This window comes from Kitasatospora sp. NPDC096077 (assembly GCF_040303245.1).
In the GTDB taxonomy this organism is placed as follows: domain Bacteria; phylum Actinomycetota; class Actinomycetes; order Streptomycetales; family Streptomycetaceae; genus Kitasatospora.
On record NZ_JBEOSV010000040.1, the window covers coordinates 33,947 to 51,289 of the forward strand.

The following is a 17,343-nucleotide window of genomic DNA, read 5'->3' on the forward strand; positions in this document are numbered from 1 at the left end:
TCGATTCCGTGGTGGGTCGTACGGGGTACAAGCTAGCTGGCCGACTACTGCACGTCGAAGCGGTCGACCACCAGGTACGTTCCGCCCGCCTTGGTCAAGGTGAGGGTGTGCCGCCCGGAGGCGAGGCCGTCGACCCGGTACACGGTCTGCTGCGGCTTCCGGACGGCCTAGCGGGCGTCGACCCGGCCCTGGGCGCGGCCGTCCAGGGTGACCGCGATCCGGCCCTCGTCGGGCGCGGTCTCGGTGACGACGGCGATCCCGGTACCGGTGAAGGCGAGCGAGGCGCCGTCCCCGTCGGCGGTGGCAGCGTGTACGCCGTCCCCGTAGTCGCCGAGGCCGCGGGCGCCGTGGGTGGCCCAGGAGTCGCCGGTGTAGGAGAGCGCGGGGGCGGTGTCGTCGTAGGTCGAGGCCGTCTCGAAGCCGTCGACGGTGGTGTACGTGCCGCTGCGCTTGACGAGTTGCAGGGTGTGCGGCCCGAGCGGCAGGCCGACGGCGCGGTAGATCACCTGCCGGGTGAGCCGGACGGGCGAGGAGGTGTCGACCAGGCCCTGCGAGACGCCGTCGAGGAGGATCTCGTCCTGCCCCTGGTCGGCGTACTTCTCGCCGAGCACCGCGACGCCGGTGCCGGTGAAGGCGTAGCTCACCGCGTCGCCGTTCGTGGTGGTGTAGTGGACGTCGTCGTCGTAGTCGCCGTTGCCGCGGAAGCCGTACTGCGCCCAGGCGCCGGTGTAGGTGACGGCCTGGTCGTCGTCGTTGACCAGCCCGGTGAGGGGCCGGTGGCGCGGGTCGGGGCCGGCGGCCGCGATGACGGCCCGGGCGGCCGCGGGCCAGGCGCCGCCGGTGACGACGGTGGCCTGGGTGAAGGTGACGGCGGTGCCGTTGTCGTTGTACACCGGGTTGTCCGTCCAGTTGTCGTGGACGGTGATGTCGTGGATGGTCGGGGTCCACATGCCGAGCCAGTTCTGGCCGCCGTAGCGGGTGACGTTGTCGTGGGTGTTCCAGTACGAGCTGCCCTCGTCCTGGTAGAGCATGTTGTTGGTGTGGTTACCGCCCTCGACCAGGTTGCCGGCGCACTCGGAGGCCATCGTGCCGGTGCCGCCGCCCTGGCCGCCGTTGGTGTAGATCGGGCCGCCGTCGGAGAGCACGCCCATCACGTCGTGGACGTGGTTGCCCAGGATCCGGTTGCCCCCGGCGTAGGTGGTGCCGTGTCGACAGGGGGTGCCGAGGCCTTGGCGGGCCTGGAGGGTGCAGTCGGAGGCGTAGCCCCAGCCCCAGCCGAGTGAGATGCCGGAGTACGGGGTGTGGCCGATGTCGTCGTGACGGATCGTCAGGTCTCGTGTGAGGCCCGCCCAGACGCCCACCGCGTCGCTGTAGTCCCGGCCGACGTGGTCGATCGTGCTGTCGGCGACGGTGTCGCCGCTGGTCATCCTGGCCGGGTCGGTGAGGGAGTAGTCGTCCACCTCGCCGACCGAGACGCCGCCGCCGGAGGTGTCGTGGATCCAGCCGCCGGTGACGGCGGATCCCTGGGTGCCGTCGGCGAGGTCGAGGCCGGTGCCGCCGGTGTGGGCGATCTCGACGCCGGTGAAGGTGATGCCGCGGCCGCGGTGCACCTGGACGGCGGCCGGGATGCGGGTGGGCGCGTGGGTGGACGGGTCCCAGAGCACGCCGGCCTGGTTGTCCAGGTACCCTGCGGTGCTGGGGAGTTGCCAGGTGGTGTAGGCGAAGGTCAGCCCCTGGAAGGCGACATCGTGCACGAGTGCGACCGCGTCCGGGACGACGGTGAAGCCGTCGACCACCAGGTACGTGCCGCCGGTCTTGACGAGTCGGACGGTGTGCGGGCCCTTCGGCAGTCCGCCGACCGAGGCGATCACCTGTTGGGCCAGCCGGTCCGGGCCGGAGGCGGAGACGCTCTGCCGCTTCACCCCGTCGACGTAGACGTCGATGCCGCCCTCGTCGCTGCTGACCTCGCCGAGCACGTCCAGGCCGGTGCCGGTGAAGGCGTAGCTCACCGAGTCGCCGTCGGTGGTGGTGTAGTGGACGTCGTCGCCGAGGTCGCCGTACGGGCGGCCGGTGCTGGTGCCCCAGCCGCCGGTGTACGTGGCGCCCGGGTCGGTGTCGTTCACCGAGGCGAGGTGGCCGGGGGTGCCGGAGAGGTCCAGCAGCTCCTCCTGGACGGGCAGTTCGACGTCGGCGGTGGTGAGGTCCTGGCCGGGGCGGGGCAGGTAGTAGAGCTGGCCCGCCGTACTGTCCAGGTAGAACTGGCCGGGCTGGGTGAGGAGTTGGTAGGCGTTCTCGACCCAGCTGACGCCGGCGAGCGCGGGCAGTCCGGCGCCGTTGAACGGGAAGCCGGGGTTCGGCACCGCCGTGTTGTTGGTGCGGAAGCAGGCGGGGTCGAGGTTGAGGCTGGAACCCCCGCCGGTGGTCGGGGTGATGCTCGCCAGCGGGCAGCGCATGTGCTTCCACCAGGCGTTGTCGACCACCTCCACGTCGGACTGGTGGGTGAACGCCGCGTACGCCGGGTCGCTCGTGACGAAGGCGGAGCCGCTCGCGGTGAAGCCGGCGGGGTTCAGCGGGCCGCGGGCCCGCTCGGCGCGCTCGCCGTCGACGAAGAGCTGGCGGCTGCGGGTGCCGACCGGCACGGTGGCCCGGTAGATGCCCCGGGTGGTGTCGTACGGGGTGAAGCCGGTGACCTGGCGGGCGCCGCTGAGCACCGGTCGCTCGCCGGGGTAGGCGGCGTAGACGATCCGGTGGCCGTGCTGCCCGGAGTCGGCGGGGCCGAGGCGCAGCGGGGTGTCCCGCCGGTAGGTGCCGCCGCGCAGCAGGACGACGGTGTCGCCGGTGGCCCGGGCGGCGTGCCGGGCGGCCCGGTCGCGGGCGGTGTCGAGGCCGCAGGGCTCCTCGCGGGTGCAGTCGTCGCCGGTACCGTTCGGGGTGGCGTAGAGGTGGGTGACGCGGGCGGAGGCGGGGGCGGCTCCGAGGGCGGCGATGAGCAGGACCGTACCGAGTGCGGCGAGGGCGCGGCGGAGTGCGGGCATGGACGGAGTCCTCTCGGATCCGGGTGCGGGCCGGTGGGCCCGGGTCAGTCCTGCTTCTCGCCCGAGGTGAAGCGGGAGATGATCAGGGCGACGATGATGATCAGGCCGTTCAGGAACTGGTTCCACAGCGGGGGGACGCCGGCCAGGGTCATCACATTGACGACGAGTTGCAGGGTCAGCACGCCGGTGAGGGCGCCGAACAGGGTGCCCCGGCCGCCGTTCAGGCTGACGCCGCCGATCACGGTGGCGGCGAAGACCTGGAAGATCCAGCCGCTGCCCTGGGAGGCGGAGATCGAGCCGTAGTGGCCGGTGTAGAGGATCCCGGCGAAGGCGGCGAGCAGGCCGCCGACGGCCAGCACGACCCAGGTGATCCGGTCCACCCGGATGCCGGCCGTGCGGGCGGCCTCGCTGTTGCCGCCGATGGCGTACAGCGCGCGCCCGTGCCGCAGCCAGGCGAGGGCGCAGCCGCCGACGGCGAACAGCAGGGCGCAGATCCAGACGGCGGCCGGGACCCCGAGCCAGGCGGCCCGGCCGAGGTAGGTGAAGGAGGGCGGCAGGTCGACGATGGACTGCCCCTGGGACAGGGCGACCTGGAGGCCGCGCAGGGTGGTGAGGGCGCCGAGGGTGACGATGAAGCCGTTGAGGCGCAGCTTGAGGATCAGGAAGCCGTTGACGGCGCCGATCAGCGCACCGACCAGCAGGCAGAGCGGGATCGCCGTCCATCCGGGCAGCAGGCCGAGGCCGTTGAAGCGGGTGCCGTGGGTGGGCAGCACCAGCCAGACGGCGACGACGGGGGCGACGCCGATGGTGGACTCCAGCGAGAGGTCCATCCGCCCGGCGATCAGGACGAGGGCCTCGGCGAGCACCAGCAGGCTCAGTTCGGTGGACTGCTGGGCGACGCCGATCAGGTTGTCGGCGGTCAGGAAGGCCGGGGAGGCGATGAAGCCGATCACGCCGAGCACCAGCAGCACCGGGAGGAGCGAGAGGTCGCGGTAGCGGCGCAGGTCGAGCCGCGGCCGGGCGTCGAGCCGGGGCGGGGCCGGGGCGGGCGCGGCGGTGTCAGTGGGAGACATGGCTGTCCTCTCCGGTGGTGTGCGTCGGCCCGGTGTCGGCGGGGTGCCTCCCGGCCATGCCCTCCATGGCGGCGACCAGCTGCTCGTCCCGCCGGTCCGGGCCGAACTCGGCGACGATCCGGCCGTGGAACATCGCCAGCACCCGGTCGCAGCGGCGCAGGTCGTCCAGTTCGTCGGAGACGATCAGGGCGGCCCGGCCGTCGTCGGCGACCCGGCGGATCCGGCCGAGCAGGAAGTCCTTGGAGCGGACGTCCACCCCGTTGGTCGGCCGGATCGCCACCAGTACCCGCGGGTCGGTGGCGAGCGCCCGGGCGATCACCACTTTCTGCTGGTTGCCGCCGGAGAGCTCGGCGACGGGGGTGCGCGGGCCGGGGGTCTTGATGTCGAGGTCGGCGATCATCCGGTCGGCGAAGGCGGCGGTCCGGGCAGGCAGCACGGTGCCGTACGGGCCGAGCTGGTCGGTGACGGTCAGGGTGGCGTTCTCGGCCACGCTGCGGCCGCCGACCAGGCCCTGGAGGTGGCGGTCCTCCGGGACGAGGGCGAGTCCGGCCGCGAGCGCCGCGGGGACGTCCCCCGGGCGGACGGCCCGGCCGGCCACGGCGATCCGCCCGGCGGTGGGCCGGTGCAGGCCGGCGAGGGTCTCGCCGAGGCGGACGGCGCCGCTCGCGGTGGCGCCCGCGAGGCCGACCAGTTCACCGGGCCGGAGGGTGAGCGACACCTCCCGGTAGGCGTCCGCCAGGGCGAGGCCGTCGACCTCCAGGAGGGCGGGACCGTCGGGCACCGCCGGGCGCGGTCGTACCGCGGCCGTCACCGGGGCGCTGTCCCCGGTCATCGCCTCCACCAGGGCGGCCTGGTCCAGCCCGGCCACCGGCGCGGTGAGGACGTGCCGGGCGTCGCGGTAGACGGTGACGCTGTCGCACAGCTCGTACACCTCCTTGAGGTGGTGGGAGATGAACAGGAAGGCCACGCCCTGCTGTTGGAGCTCGCGCAGCTTGGCGAAGAGCCGGTCGATGCCGCGGGCGTCCAGCTTGGCGGTCGGTTCGTCGAGCACGATGAAGCGGGCGCCGAAGGACAGGGCCCGGGCGATCTCGACGAACTGCCGCTGCTCGACGGTGAGTTCGCCGGCCCGGGCGTCCGGGTCGACGTCCACGCCGTACTCGGCGAGCAGGTCGGCGGCGCGCAGGCGCAGCCGGCGCCAGTGGATCGGGCGCAGGCCGCCGCCGCTCTGCCGGTTGAGGAAGAGGTTCTCGGTGACGGTCAGTTCGTCGATGACGGTGGAGCGCTGGTAGACGCAGGCGACCCGGGAGCGCCAGGCGGCGGTGTCGCCGTGGCCGGGCGCGGGCTCGCCGGAGAACCGCAGGGTGCCGGTGTCGGGGCGGTGCAGTCCGGTGAGGATCGACACCAGGGTGGACTTGCCGGCGCCGTTGCGCCCGACCAGGGCGTGCGACTCCCCGGGGGCGACGGCGATCCGGGCGTCGCGCAGGGCGACGGTGGCGCCGAAGCGCTTGGTGATGCCGGTGGCCTCGACGACCGGGGCGGTGGTGTCCATGCTGCGCGACCTTCCACGATTCGGCGCGGGTGGCTCAGTGCGAGACGTTGTTGCCCCAGAGGCTCTTGTCGTCCACGTTGGCCTTGGTCACCAGCGGCGCCGGCAGCTGGTCCTCCAGGCCGTTCGGGAGCTGGATGATGGTCGAACCGTGGTCGGTGGGGCCGGGGTTGAAGGTCCGGCCCTGGGTGGCGGCCTCGGCGTAGGACAGCGCGTACTTGGCGTAGAGGTCGGCGGGCTGGGAGACGGTGGCGTCGATCTTGCCCTGCCGGATCGCGTCGAACTCCTGCGGGATGCCGTCGTTGGAGACGACGGTGATGTGGCCGGGCTGCCCGGCCGGCTTGAGCAGGCCCTTCTGGTCCAGCAGCGCGAGGGTGGGCTGCAGGAAGACGCCGCCGGCCTGGAGGTAGAGGCCGTTGAGGTCGGGGTTCTGGGCGAGCGTGGCCTGGAGCTTGGCGGAGGCGACGTCGCCCTTCCAGTCGGTGGGCAGCGCGAAGACCTGGATGCCGGGGTACTTCTGCTTCATGCAGTCGGCGAAGGCCTCCGAGCGGTCCCGGCCGTTGATCGAGGTCAGGTCGCCCTCGAACTCGGCGACCTTGCCCTTCCCCTGGAGCTGCTCGCCGAGGAACGTGCAGGCCCGGGTGCCGTAGGCGCGGTTGTCGGCCCGCACCACCATGTAGACGTCGCCCTTGTCGGGCCGGGTGTCGACGCTGATCACCGGGATCTTCTTGGCCTTCAGCTGGTCCAGGGTGGCGGCGATGGCGCCGGTGTCCTGGGGGGCCATCACCACGGCCTTGGCGCCGGTGTTCTCGAAGGCCTGCACGTTGGCGGCGAGCTTGGTGACGTCGTTCTGCGAGCTGCTGATCGGCAGGGTGTTCGCCCCGGCGGCGCTGATGTCCGTCTTCAGGTACTGGGCGTACGAGTTCCAGAAGTCGGAGTCCGAGCGGGGCAGGTCGATGCCGATCGCGGGCTTGCCGCCGCCCGAGGCGCCGGTGTCGCTGCCCCGGTTGCAGGCGGTGCCGAGGCCGGCCAGCAGGACGGCGGCGCCGAAGGCGGCGGCGGTCCGGGAGAGGGGGGTCTGCATGGTCTGCACTCCTTCGGGACATCCGAGGTCTCGGCGCGGACGGGACATCCGAGGTCTCGGCGCGGGTGGGGCCGACGGACGCGACCGGCGAGGGCACCCGGCGGTGCGCACAGGGGAGGGAGGCGGAGTTCCCGGTGATTCATCGGGTGAATCCCGGCCCGGTGGACGCTAGACCCTGGGCCGGACACCCGCAAGGGTCCGGACAGCAGCATTTCGGCAAGCTTCCTGACGATGTCTCGGAGAGACCTCGGATGAATCCCTTGCCGTCGGATCCGACGGCTCGTAGAGTCCAGCACCACGGCAGCAAGTCATCGGATGTATGGGAGTCGCTCTGATGAAGTTGATGCGCCTGGGCCCGGTCAGGGCCGAGCGCCCGGTGATCCAGACTCCGGACGGCCGACTGCTCGACGCCTCCGCCGTCACCCCGGACTACGACGGCTACTTCCTCGCCCACGACGGCCCGGCCCGCCTGCACGAGGCGCTCGCCGCCGACCGGCTGCCGGAGACGACCGCGGGCGGACTGCGGGTCGGCGCCCCGGTCGCCCGCCCGGGCAAGGTCGTCTGCATCGGGCTCAACTACCGCGACCACGCAGAGGAGACCGGTGCCGCGATCCCCACCCGGCCGGTGGTGTTCCTCAAGGACCCGGGCACCGTCGTCGGCCCGTACGACAAGGTCCTCATCCCCCGCGGCTCCGTCAAGACCGACTGGGAGGTCGAACTCGCCGTGGTGATCGGCCGCCGCGCCCGCTACCTCGACTCCCCCGAGGAGGCCCGGGAGGCGATCGCCGGCTACGCGATCAGCAACGACGTCTCCGAGCGGGAGTTCCAGCTGGAGTACTCCGGACAGTGGGACCTCGGCAAGTCCTGCGAGACCTTCAACCCGCTCGGCCCCTGGCTGGTGACCGCCGACGAGATCACCGACCCGCAGGACCTGGAGCTGCGACTCTCCGTCGACGGCGTGCCGCGCCAGCACGGCAGCACCAAGAACATGATCTTCGACGTGGCCCACCTGGTCCACTTCCTGAGCCGGCACCTCGTCCTGGAACCCGGCGACGTGATCAACACCGGTACCCCGGCCGGCATCGCCCTCGGCCGGCCGGACAAGCCGTACCTGCGGCCCGGGCAGAGCGTCGAGCTGACCATCGACGGCCTCGGCACCCAGCGTCAGACCTTCACCCCGGCCTGAGAGCCCGACTCGAAGAGAACGCCCCCCCGAGCCGGGACCGCCCGAGACAGGAGCGCACGTGACCGCGCGGATCACCGCCGTCGACACCTACGACATCCGCTTCCCCACCTCCCGCGAGCTCGCCGGCTCCGACGCCATGAACCCCGACCCGGACTACTCCGCCGCCTACCTGGTGCTGCGCACCGACGCCGGGGACGGTCTGGAGGGCCACGGGTTCTGCTTCACCATCGGGCGCGGCAACGACGTCCAGGTGGCCGCGATCAACGCGCTGCGCCCGTACGTCCTCGGCCGGTCGGTCGAGGAGGTGTGCGCCGACCCGGCCTCGCTCAACCGGGCGCTCACCGGGGACAGCCAGTTCCGCTGGCTCGGCCCGGAGAAGGGCGTGATGCACATGGCCGTCGGCGCCGTGGTCAACGCCGTCTGGGACCTCGCCGCCAAACGCGCCGGCAAGCCGCTCTGGCGGCTGCTCGCGGACGCCACGCCCGAATGGCTGGTCTCCCAGGTCGACTTCCGCTACATCGCCGACGCCCTCACCCCCGCCGACGCCCTCGACCTGCTGCGCCGGGGTGCCGACGGACGGGCCGAACGCACCGCGGAGCTGCTGAACCACGGCTACCCCGGCTACACCACCTCGCCCGGCTGGCTCGGCTACTCCGACGAGAAGCTCGGCCGGCTCGCCCGCCAGGCCCTCGCCGACGGCTTCACCCAGATCAAGCTCAAGGTCGGCGCCGACCTCGCCGACGACATCCGCCGCTGCCGGGCGGCCCGGGCCGCGATCGGCCCCGGCATCCGGCTCGCCGTCGACGCCAACCAGCGCTGGAACGTCGCCGAGGCGATCGACTGGACCAGGGCCCTGGCCGAGTTCGACCCGTACTGGATCGAGGAGCCGACCAGCCCGGACGACATCCTCGGCCACGCCGCGATCCGCGCGGCCGTCGCCCCCGTCAAGGTCGCCACCGGGGAGCACGCGCAGAACCGGATCGTGGTCAAGCAGCTGCTCCAGGCCGGGGCGATCGACATCCTCCAGCTGGACGCGGCGCGGGTCGGCGGGGTGAACGAGAACCTGGCGATCCTGCTGCTGGCAGCCCGCTACGGCGTCCCGGTCTGCCCGCACGCCGGCGGCGTCGGGCTGTGCGAACTGGTGCAGCACCTGGCCATGTTCGACTTCGTCGCGCTGTCCGGCAGCACCGAGGACCGGGTCATCGAATACGTCGACCACCTGCACGAGCACTTCCTCGACCCCGTCGTGATCGACCGCGGCCGCTACCGCGCCCCGTGCGCGCCCGGCTTCTCGGCCGCCATGCTGCCCGACTCGATCAGCCGCTACACCTACCCCGACGGCGGCTTCTGGGCCGCCGACCTGGCCCGGACCGAGGAGATCCCCGCATGAACGGTACGGACGAGTTCACCGGACTGCGCGCGGTGGTGACCGGCGGCGCCTCCGGGATCGGCCTGGCCACCGCCCGGCTGCTGGCGGCGCGCGGCGCCGAGGTCGCGGTGCTCGACCTGGACCCGACCGGCGCCGAGAAGCCGCTGCACGGGCTGCGCGCCGACGTGGCCGACGACGCCTCGGTGCGGGCCGCCGTCGCCGAGGCGGCCGAACGGCTCGGCGGCATCGACGTGCTGGTCAACAACGCGGGCATCGGCGCGGCCGGCACCGTCGCCGACAATCCGGACGAGGAGTGGCACCGGGTGCTGGACGTGAACGTGCTCGGGATCGTCCGCACCACCCGGGCCGCGCTGCCGCACCTGCGCCGCTCCGCGCACGCCGCCGTCGTCAACACCTGCTCCATCGCCGCCACCGCCGGCCTGCCGCAGCGCGCGCTGTACTCGGCCAGCAAGGGCGCGGTGCTCTCGCTCACCCTGGCCATGGCCGCCGACCACGTCCGCGAGGGCATCCGGGTCAACTGCGTCAACCCCGGTACGGTGGACACCCCCTGGGTCGGCCGGCTGCTGTCCGCCGCCGAGGACCCGGCCGCCGAGCGGGCCGCCCTGAGCGCCCGCCAGCCGCACGGCCGGCTGGTCACCGCCGAGGAGGTGGCCGCCGCCATCGTCTACCTCGCCTCGCCGGCCGCGGGCTCCGTCACCGGCACCGCCCTCGCCGTCGACGGCGGCATGGCGGGCCTGCGGCTGCGCCCCGCGACCTCGTGAGCACGCTCCGCGGACTCGTGGGCCCGCTCGGCTTCGGCGGCGCCGCGATCGGCAACCTCTACGCCCCCGTCACCGACCGGGCGGCCGCCGAGGCAGTGGACGCGGCCTGGGCAAGCGGGGTGCGCTACTTCGACACCGCCCCGCACTACGGGCTGGGCCTCGGCGAACGCCGGCTCGGCGCCGCCCTGCGCGACCGGCCGCGCGCCGCGTACACCCTCTCCACCAAGGTCGGCCGGCTGCTCGAACCGCTCGACACCCCCGACGGCGACGACCTGGCCAACGGCTTCGCCGTGCCCGCGACCCACCGCCGCCGCTGGGACTTCACCGCCGACGGGGTACGGCGGAGCCTGGAGGCCAGCCTGACCCGGCTCGGCCTGGACCGGATCGACCTGGTCTACCTCCACGACCCGGACGACCACGCCGACCAGGCCCTCACCGAGGCCTACCCGGCCCTGGAACGGCTGCGCGCGGAGGGCGTGGTCGGCGCGATCGGCATCGGCATGAACCAGACCTCGGTCCCGGCCCGGTTCGTCCGGGAGACCGACCTGGACGCCGTCCTGCTGGCCGGCCGGTACAGCCTGCTCGACCAGCGCGGCCTCGACGAGCTGCTGCCCGAGGCCCACCGGCGCGGGGTGGCGGTGGTGATCGGCGGGGTGTTCAACTCCGGCCTGCTCGCCGACCCCCGGCCCGGCGCCACCTACGACTACGCCCCGGCCCCATCCGAACTCCTCGACCGGGCCCTGCGGTTGAGGGCGGCCTGCGCCCGGCACGGCGTCCCGCTGCGGGCGGCCGCGCTGCACTTCCCGTTCGGCCACCCGGCGGTGGCGGGCGTGCTGGTCGGCGCCCGCTCGGCCGAGGAAGCCCACGACGCGGCCGCCCTGCTGGGCACGCCCGTCCCCCCGGCCCTGTGGGAGGAACTGCGCGCCGAGGGCCTGCTGCCCCGCCACGTGCCCACGCCTTCGACGTCCCCATGGGAGAAGCCCCCGTGCGAGTAGCCCTTCACACCCGCGTACGCGCCGACCGCGTCACCGCGTACGAGCAGGCGCACCGAGCCGTGCCCGAGGAACTGACCGCCGCCATCCGCGCGGCCGGCGTCACCTCCTGGACCATCTGGCGCAGCGGCACCGACCTCTTCCACCTGCTGGACTGCGCCGACTACGCCCGGCTGCTGGCCGAATTGGAGCGGCTGCCGGTCAACGTCGCCTGGCAGGCCCGGATGGCCGAGCTGCTGGACGTGGTGCACGACTACTCGGCCGAGGGCGCCGCCGCCGGCCTCCCGGTGGTGTGGGAGCTTTGACGCCGATCGTCGACGCCCACCACCACCTCTGGGACCTCTCGGTCCGCGACCAGGACTGGCTCACCGGGGATCAACTGGCACCGCTGCGAAGGGACTTCTCGCTCGCCGACCTGCACCCCGAGGCGGCGGCCGCCGGGGTGCGAGCGAGCGTGCTGGTGCAGACCGTGACGGTGGCCGCGGAGACCCCGGAGTTCCTGGCGCTGGCGGCGGGCGACGGACTGGTGGCGGGGGTGGTGGGCTGGACCGACCTCACCGCGCCGGAGGTCGCCGACCGGCTCGCCGCTCTGCGCGAACTCCCGGGCGGAGAACGGCTGGTGGGCATCCGCCACCAGGTGCAGGGCGAGCCGGATCCGGACTGGCTGGTACGCCCCGACGTCCTGCGCGGCCTCGCCGCGGTGGCGGACGCCGGGCTGGCGTACGACCTGGTGGTGCTGCCGCACCAGCTGCCGGCCGCGACCGCCGCCGCCCGGGCGGTACCGCACCTCACCTTCGTCCTCGACCACCTGGGCAAACCGCCGGTCGCCTCCGGCGAGTTGGAGCCGTGGGCCCGCCGACTCCGCCGGTTCGCGGCACTGCCGAACACGGTGGCCAAGCTCTCCGGCCTGGTCACCGAAGCGGACTGGGCCCACTGGACGATCCCGGACCTCCGCCCCTACGCCGACCTCGCCCTGGAGGCCTTCGGGCCGGACCGGCTGATGTTCGGCTCGGACTGGCCGGTGTGCCTGCTGGCCGCGCCCTACGGCCGGGTGCTGGCAACCGCCCGGGAGCTGACCTCCGCCCTGGGCACGGACGAGCGGGCTGAGGTGTTCGGCGGCACGGCGGTCCGCGCGTACGACCTCCGGTGCGACGCCATATGCCCCGAGTCCTCCGATGTATCACCCCCGGACGGCATCGCCGAGTACCGCAACTCCCGGGAAAATCCGAGCTGTTAGGAACCTTTCCTTTCTCATTGATCGGATGTATAGCTGTGTCGTTCCGGTTTTCATCCGATCGGGAGGCGCCAGATGCCCATCAGCGAAAGGCAGTTCGCCGTCCTGGGCGGGGGCGTCGCGGCCGGGCTCGCGACCGGCGGGCTGGGCGCCGGCCCGGCGGCCGCCGCCGCACCGCCGGAGGACTGCAGAGACCCCACGCACACCGTCACCTTCGACCGCCACTCTCTGCTGGTCGACGGCCGCCGCACCCCCGTCTGGTCCGGCGAGTTCCACCCCTTCCGGCTGCCCGCCCCCCGCCTCTGGCGGGACGTCCTGCAGAAGTTGCGCGCCGCCGGCCTGCACCGGCCCGGCGGGGCCCGGCACCGTCGCGCTCACCCTCCTCGGCCTCGCGGCCGGCGGCACGACCTGACGATCCATCAGATGAAGCACATGCCATCCCACTCCCCCGAAGGACGGCCATGTCGGATGCACGCGCCCGGACCCGGTCCGGGCTGATCGCCCTCGCGGCGGCCCTCGCCACCACCGGCGCCCTGCTCGGCGGCCCGGGCGCCGCGGCGGACGACGGGCAGCGCGCCCGCGCCCAGGACGTCTGGGTCTCCCCGCACGGCCACGACGACGCCCCCGGAACCGCCCACCGGCCGGTCCGCACCCTCGACCGGGCCCGGCAGCTGGTCCGCTCCCGCACCGCCCACCTCACCGCCGACCTCACCGTCCACCTCGGCCCCGGCACCTTCCGCCTCGACCACCCGCTGGCCCTGGACGCGGCCGACTCCGGCGGCAACGGCCACACCGTGGTCTGGCAGGGCACCGGTTCCACCGTCCTCAGCGGCGGGGCCCGGGTCACCCGTTGGCGCCCCGCGCCCGACCACCCCGGCCTGTGGTCGGCCCCCGCCCCCCAGGGCCTGGACAACACCCGGCAGCTCTACGTGGACGGCGTCCGGGCCGAACGCGCCGCCGGCGCCCTGCCCGTCACCCTCACCAGGACGGACACCGGCTACACCGCCTCCGCCGACACCCTCGCCCACTGGCGCAACCCCGCCGACCTGGAGTTCGTCTACACCGGCGGCACCGGGGTGTTCAACGCCAGGACGTACGGCCTCGGCGGCTGGACCGAACCGCGCTGCCCCGTCGCCGCCGTCCACGGCACCGAGATCACCATGGCCCAGCCCTGCTGGGACAACTCCACCAAGCGCGCCGTCTTCCCCGACAACCCCGGCCGCACCGTCAACATGGTCGGCCCCGGCTCGCTCACCGAACACGCCCAACCCGCCTACCTGGAGAACGCCTTCGAGCTGCTGACCCAACCCGGCCAGTGGTACCTCGACCGCACCGAGCGCACCGTCTACTACCGCCCCCGCCCCGGCGAGGACCTCACCGACGACGGCACCGACGTCGAGGCCCCGGTGCTCCAGCAGCTCGTCACCGCCGCCGGCACCGCCCAGGCCCCCGTGCACGACCTGGCCTTCCGCGGCCTGCGCTTCGAGTACGCGACCTGGCTCACCCCCTCCACCCCCGAAGGCTTCTCCGAGATCCAGGCCGGCTACACCCTCACCGGGCCGAACGGCTACGCGACGGAGGGCCTGTGCGGCTACGCCCAGGGCGGCAGTTGCCCGTACGGCGCCTGGACCAAGGAGCCCGGCAACGTCTCCGTGCAGCACGGCCAACGGGTCGAGTTCAGCGGCGACGTGTTCACCCACCTCGGCGCGGCCGGGCTCGAACTCGGCGACGGCGCCCAGCAGTCGACCGTACGCGACGACGTCTTCACCGACATCTCCGGCAACGGCGTCGAGGTCGGCGGCACCGATGTCACCGACCCCGCCACGGCCGCGGACATCACCCGGGACAACCTGGTCACCGACAACCACCTCTACGCCCTGCCGGTCGAATTCCGGGGCGGCGTCGCCGTGTTGAACGGCTACAGCCGGCACGACACGATCTCCCACAACCAGATCGACCACATCCCCTACACCGCGATCTCGCTCGGCTGGGGCGGCTGGCCCGACAAGATCAAGCACCCCGCCACGCCCAACTACTCGCACGACAACGAGGTCAGCGACAACCTCATCCACGACCACATGCAGGTGCTGGACGACGGCGCCGGCATCTACACCCAGGGGCTGACGGGCAGTTCGCTCGCCGACGGCGAGAAGGTCACCGGCAACGTCATCCACGACCAGTGGGGCATCGGCAAGGCCGTCTACACCGACAACGGCTGCACCTACGAGACCGTCGCCGGGAACGTCATGTACGGCGTCAGCTTCGCCGACGTCGCCAGCCGCCACACCGACTACCGGGACGCCCTCGGCAACAACGACCCGACCCTGATCAGCGGCAACTGGTGGGAGGAGGGCACCCCGGACGGCGACAACAAGGGCCTGGTCACCCGCGACAACCACCTCCTCGCCGACCCCTCCGACGCCCCGGACGACGTCGTCGCCGCGGCGGGCGTCGAGCCCGGCCACCGCTGGGTGCTGGACGTCCGCACCGCCGAGCCCGCCGTCCCCGCCGCGCCGCTGCGGGTGGGCACCTTCGCCGCCGACGGCGCGGTCTACGCGACCTGGAGCCCGGCCTACGTCGACCACGGCTCCCCGGTCGAGTCCTACCGGCTGACCGCGACCGGCGGCGGCCGGAGCGTCACCGCCGAGGTCTCCGCGGAGGACTTCGCCCGGACCGGCTACGGCGTCGTCCCCGGCCTGGCCGACGGCACCGCGTACACCGTCACCGTCACCGCCCGCAACGACCGGGGGCGCGGCGCGGAGTCCGTCCCCGCCGCACCGGTCACCCCCACGACCGGCGGCGGCGCCCAGCCCGCCGCGATCACCGGCGTGACCGGCTACGCCTCCGCCGGGGCCGTCAGCCTGCACTGGGCCGTCCCGGAGAGCACCGGCGACACCCCGGTCATCGGCTACACCGTGACCGCCTCCGACGGCCGTACCATCGCCGTCACCGGCCGGGACGCGCTCGACACCCAGCCCGCCCGCAAGGCGATGTTCCGGGTGGTCGACGGCCTGGAGCCCGGCACCACGTACACCTTCACCGTCGCGGCGGTCACCGCCACCGGCACCGGCCCGGTCGGCACCGCCACCGTCACCACCCCCGCTTCCTGACCACGGACCCCACCCCCACCCGAGGAGTCGGAATGCGCACACGATGGACGAGGCCCTGGGCCTCAGTGGTCACCGGAGCCCTGGTCGGGCTCTCCCTCACCGCCCTGGCCGCCGCCCCCGCCCACGCGGCCCCGGCCACGGCCCCCGCCCACCCCTTCCCCTCGCACACCGCCTACCAGGTCGGCATCACGCCCTCCGCCCCCCAGGCGAGCCGGGACGCGGCGGTGGAGAAGCAGTACGACTCCTGGAAGGCGAACTACCTGGTCCACGGCTGCGCCTCGAACGAGTACTACGTCTCCACCAAGGGCGACGGCGACGCCACCGACAACGGCCCGGTCTCCGAGGGCCAGGGCTACGGCATGAACATCGTGCCGCTGATGGCGGGCTACGACGCCGACGCCCAGAGCGAGTTCGACGGGATGTGGCAGCTGGTCAAGGACCACCGGGACCAGTACGGGCTGATGCAGTGGCAGCTCGACGGCAAAAGCTGCCAGTACTACAGCACCGGCACCCCCGACTCCGCCACCGACGGCGACCTCGACATCGGCTACGGCCTGATCCTCGCCGACCGGCAGTGGGGCGGCTACACCGCCGACGCCCAGCAGTGGCTGGCCTCGGTCTACGCCCACGACGTGGCGCCGGACGGGCACCTCAAGTGCGAGGACGACGGCCCGAACACCGACACCCGCCCCTCCGACCACATGCTGGACCACCTGCGGGCGTTCGCCGCCTACGACACCGCCCACGACTGGAACAAGGTGATCGCCCGCACCGAGGCGGTGCTCAGCTCCTTCACCGCCACGTACTCGCCGAACGCCGGCCTGGTGTCGGACTTCGTCATCGGCGCCGACACCGCCTCCCCGAGCCCGGCCCCGGCGGACTACCAGGAGAAGCAGCCGGACGACATCGTCGGCTACAACTCCATCCGGGTCCCCTGGCACCTGGGCACCGACGCGCTGCTGTCGGGCAGTTCCACCGCGGCCACCTCGTACGCGCTCGCCCAGCAGGAGTCGGCCTGCCTGAAGGGCGAGTCCGGCGGCAACCCGCAGAACGTCTACCCGCACACCAAGCTGGACTGCACGCCCTACTCCACCGAGCAGTCCGAGGCGGCCGGTGACGCGGTCGGCCCGGCGGCGATGGCGGCCGGCGACCAGGCCTGGACGGACGCGATCTGGAACGCCCTGGGCGCCAACCCCTTCGGCGACCACTACTACGGCGAGACCATCAAGACCCTGGTCTACCTGGTGATGGCGGGCGACTACTGGAGCCCGACCGCCGCGACCACCCCGCCCCCGGCCACCTGCTCCTCCGGCCAACTGCTCGGCAACCCCGGGTTCGAGAACGGCGCCGACACCGCGCCCTGGACGACCGGTTCGACCCTCGGCTTCAACCCGATCACCGCCGCCACCAGCGCCGAACCCGCGCACTCCGGCAACTGGGTCGCCTGGTTCAACGGCAACAGCAGCGCCGACACCGACACCGTCGCCCAGACCGTCGCCATCCCGAGCGGCTGCACCGCGACCCTGAGCTACTGGCAGCACGTCGACTCCACCGAGAACACCACCACCGCGACCCCGGACACCTTCACGGCCCAACTCCTGGACGGCAGCGGCACGGTGCTCACCACCCTGGCGACCACCTCCAACCTGGACGCCGCCCCCGGCTACGTCCAGCGCTCCTTCGACGTCTCCGGCTACGCCGGGCAGACCGTCACCCTCAGGTTCACCGGCACCGAGACCGACACCAACGGCGGCACCACCACCTTCGTCATCGACGACACCGCGCTGACCGTCACCCCCACCGGCAGCGGGACCGGCGCGACGGCCCCGACGTCAAGGGCCGCCAGCCGGACCGGGACGGGTACCACGCGCTGATCGCACCCCAGGGCTGCTAGACCCCCTCCCCCGGCGCTGCGGGCGGCCCGCCCGCAGC

The 17,343-nt window shown here is 73.2% G+C and carries 13 protein-coding genes; 9 read left to right on the plus strand and 4 right to left on the minus strand.

Annotated features, from left to right (window positions below; all coding sequences use genetic code 11):
- Window positions 1–167: 167 nt before the first annotated feature.
- Genes ABTZ03_RS28405 through ABTZ03_RS28420 form a run of 4 tightly spaced genes read right to left on the minus strand, consistent with a single transcriptional unit; the run spans window position 168 to window position 6,738 of the window.
- The gene (locus ABTZ03_RS28405; RefSeq protein ID WP_350515944.1) at window positions 168–3,035 is read right to left on the minus strand and encodes a hypothetical protein; all 2,868 of its coding nucleotides are present in this window, start codon (window positions 3,033–3,035) and stop codon (window positions 168–170) included.
- A 44-nt stretch (window positions 3,036–3,079) separates the two neighbouring features.
- The gene (locus ABTZ03_RS28410; RefSeq protein WP_350515945.1) at window positions 3,080–4,108 is read right to left on the minus strand and encodes an ABC transporter permease; all 1,029 of its coding nucleotides are present in this window, start codon (window positions 4,106–4,108) and stop codon (window positions 3,080–3,082) included.
- On the minus strand, window positions 4,095–5,657 hold the full coding sequence (locus ABTZ03_RS28415) for a sugar ABC transporter ATP-binding protein (protein WP_350515946.1): 1,563 nt from the start codon (window positions 5,655–5,657) through the stop codon (window positions 4,095–4,097). Before ABTZ03_RS28415 ends, ABTZ03_RS28410 begins: the two co-directional genes overlap by 14 nt.
- Before the next feature lie 34 nt (window positions 5,658–5,691).
- The gene (locus tag ABTZ03_RS28420) at window positions 5,692–6,738 is read right to left on the minus strand and encodes a sugar ABC transporter substrate-binding protein (protein ID WP_350515947.1); all 1,047 of its coding nucleotides are present in this window, start codon (window positions 6,736–6,738) and stop codon (window positions 5,692–5,694) included.
- A 334-nt stretch (window positions 6,739–7,072) separates the two neighbouring features.
- On the opposite strand from ABTZ03_RS28420, the gene ABTZ03_RS28425 reads away from it, so the two are divergent.
- From ABTZ03_RS28425 to ABTZ03_RS28465, 9 genes are all read left to right on the plus strand, one after another.
- Window positions 7,073–7,924: a fumarylacetoacetate hydrolase family protein gene (locus ABTZ03_RS28425; protein WP_350515948.1), complete on the plus strand. Its 852-nt coding sequence runs from the start codon at window positions 7,073–7,075 to the stop codon at window positions 7,922–7,924.
- A 58-nt stretch (window positions 7,925–7,982) separates the two neighbouring features.
- On the plus strand, window positions 7,983–9,314 hold the full coding sequence (locus ABTZ03_RS28430; protein ID WP_350515949.1) for an enolase C-terminal domain-like protein: 1,332 nt from the start codon (window positions 7,983–7,985) through the stop codon (window positions 9,312–9,314).
- Window positions 9,311–10,075, plus strand: coding sequence for an SDR family NAD(P)-dependent oxidoreductase (locus tag ABTZ03_RS28435; RefSeq protein ID WP_350515950.1), 765 nt, complete (start codon window positions 9,311–9,313; stop codon window positions 10,073–10,075). Before ABTZ03_RS28430 ends, ABTZ03_RS28435 begins: the two co-directional genes overlap by 4 nt.
- Window positions 10,072–11,070 carry an aldo/keto reductase gene (locus ABTZ03_RS28440; protein WP_350515951.1) on the plus strand — a complete coding sequence of 333 codons (999 nt, stop codon included), beginning with the start codon at window positions 10,072–10,074 and terminating at the stop codon, window positions 11,068–11,070. Before ABTZ03_RS28435 ends, ABTZ03_RS28440 begins: the two co-directional genes overlap by 4 nt.
- Complete coding sequence (locus ABTZ03_RS28445; protein WP_350515952.1) at window positions 11,061–11,372, plus strand: L-rhamnose mutarotase; 312 nt, start codon at window positions 11,061–11,063, stop codon at window positions 11,370–11,372. The genes ABTZ03_RS28440 and ABTZ03_RS28445 overlap by 10 nt, the downstream gene beginning before the upstream one ends.
- Window positions 11,369–12,304 carry an amidohydrolase family protein gene (locus tag ABTZ03_RS28450; RefSeq protein ID WP_350515953.1) on the plus strand — a complete coding sequence of 312 codons (936 nt, stop codon included), beginning with the start codon at window positions 11,369–11,371 and terminating at the stop codon, window positions 12,302–12,304. Before ABTZ03_RS28445 ends, ABTZ03_RS28450 begins: the two co-directional genes overlap by 4 nt.
- 72 nt (window positions 12,305–12,376) lie before the next feature.
- Complete coding sequence (locus ABTZ03_RS44290) at window positions 12,377–12,799, plus strand: beta-galactosidase (RefSeq protein WP_502894608.1); 423 nt, start codon at window positions 12,377–12,379, stop codon at window positions 12,797–12,799.
- Window positions 12,763–15,411, plus strand: coding sequence for a fibronectin type III domain-containing protein (locus tag ABTZ03_RS28460; protein ID WP_350515954.1), 2,649 nt, complete (start codon window positions 12,763–12,765; stop codon window positions 15,409–15,411). The genes ABTZ03_RS44290 and ABTZ03_RS28460 overlap by 37 nt, the downstream gene beginning before the upstream one ends.
- 32 nt (window positions 15,412–15,443) lie before the next feature.
- Window positions 15,444–17,285: a glycosyl hydrolase family 8 gene (locus ABTZ03_RS28465; RefSeq protein ID WP_350515955.1), complete on the plus strand. Its 1,842-nt coding sequence runs from the start codon at window positions 15,444–15,446 to the stop codon at window positions 17,283–17,285.
- Window positions 17,286–17,343 lie beyond the last annotated feature (58 nt).

What these genes read in the sequence shown, in the direction of transcription:
- ABTZ03_RS28405 (WP_350515944.1), bottom strand. Translation starts at nt 3,035, where the DNA reads ATGCCCGCACTCCGCCGCGCCCTCGCCGCACTCGGTACGGTCCTGCTC.
- ABTZ03_RS28410 (WP_350515945.1), bottom strand. Translation starts at nt 4,108, where the DNA reads ATGTCTCCCACTGACACCGCCGCGCCCGCCCCGGCCCCGCCCCGGCTC.
- ABTZ03_RS28415 (WP_350515946.1), bottom strand. Translation starts at nt 5,657, where the DNA reads ATGGACACCACCGCCCCGGTCGTCGAGGCCACCGGCATCACCAAGCGC.
- ABTZ03_RS28420 (WP_350515947.1), bottom strand. Translation starts at nt 6,738, where the DNA reads ATGCAGACCCCCCTCTCCCGGACCGCCGCCGCCTTCGGCGCCGCCGTC.
- ABTZ03_RS28425 (WP_350515948.1), top strand. Translation starts at nt 7,073, where the DNA reads ATGAAGTTGATGCGCCTGGGCCCGGTCAGGGCCGAGCGCCCGGTGATC.
- ABTZ03_RS28435 (WP_350515950.1), top strand. Translation starts at nt 9,311, where the DNA reads ATGAACGGTACGGACGAGTTCACCGGACTGCGCGCGGTGGTGACCGGC.
- ABTZ03_RS44290 (WP_502894608.1), top strand. Translation starts at nt 12,377, where the DNA reads ATGCCCATCAGCGAAAGGCAGTTCGCCGTCCTGGGCGGGGGCGTCGCG.
- ABTZ03_RS28460 (WP_350515954.1), top strand. Translation starts at nt 12,763, where the DNA reads ATGTCGGATGCACGCGCCCGGACCCGGTCCGGGCTGATCGCCCTCGCG.
- ABTZ03_RS28465 (WP_350515955.1), top strand. Translation starts at nt 15,444, where the DNA reads ATGCGCACACGATGGACGAGGCCCTGGGCCTCAGTGGTCACCGGAGCC.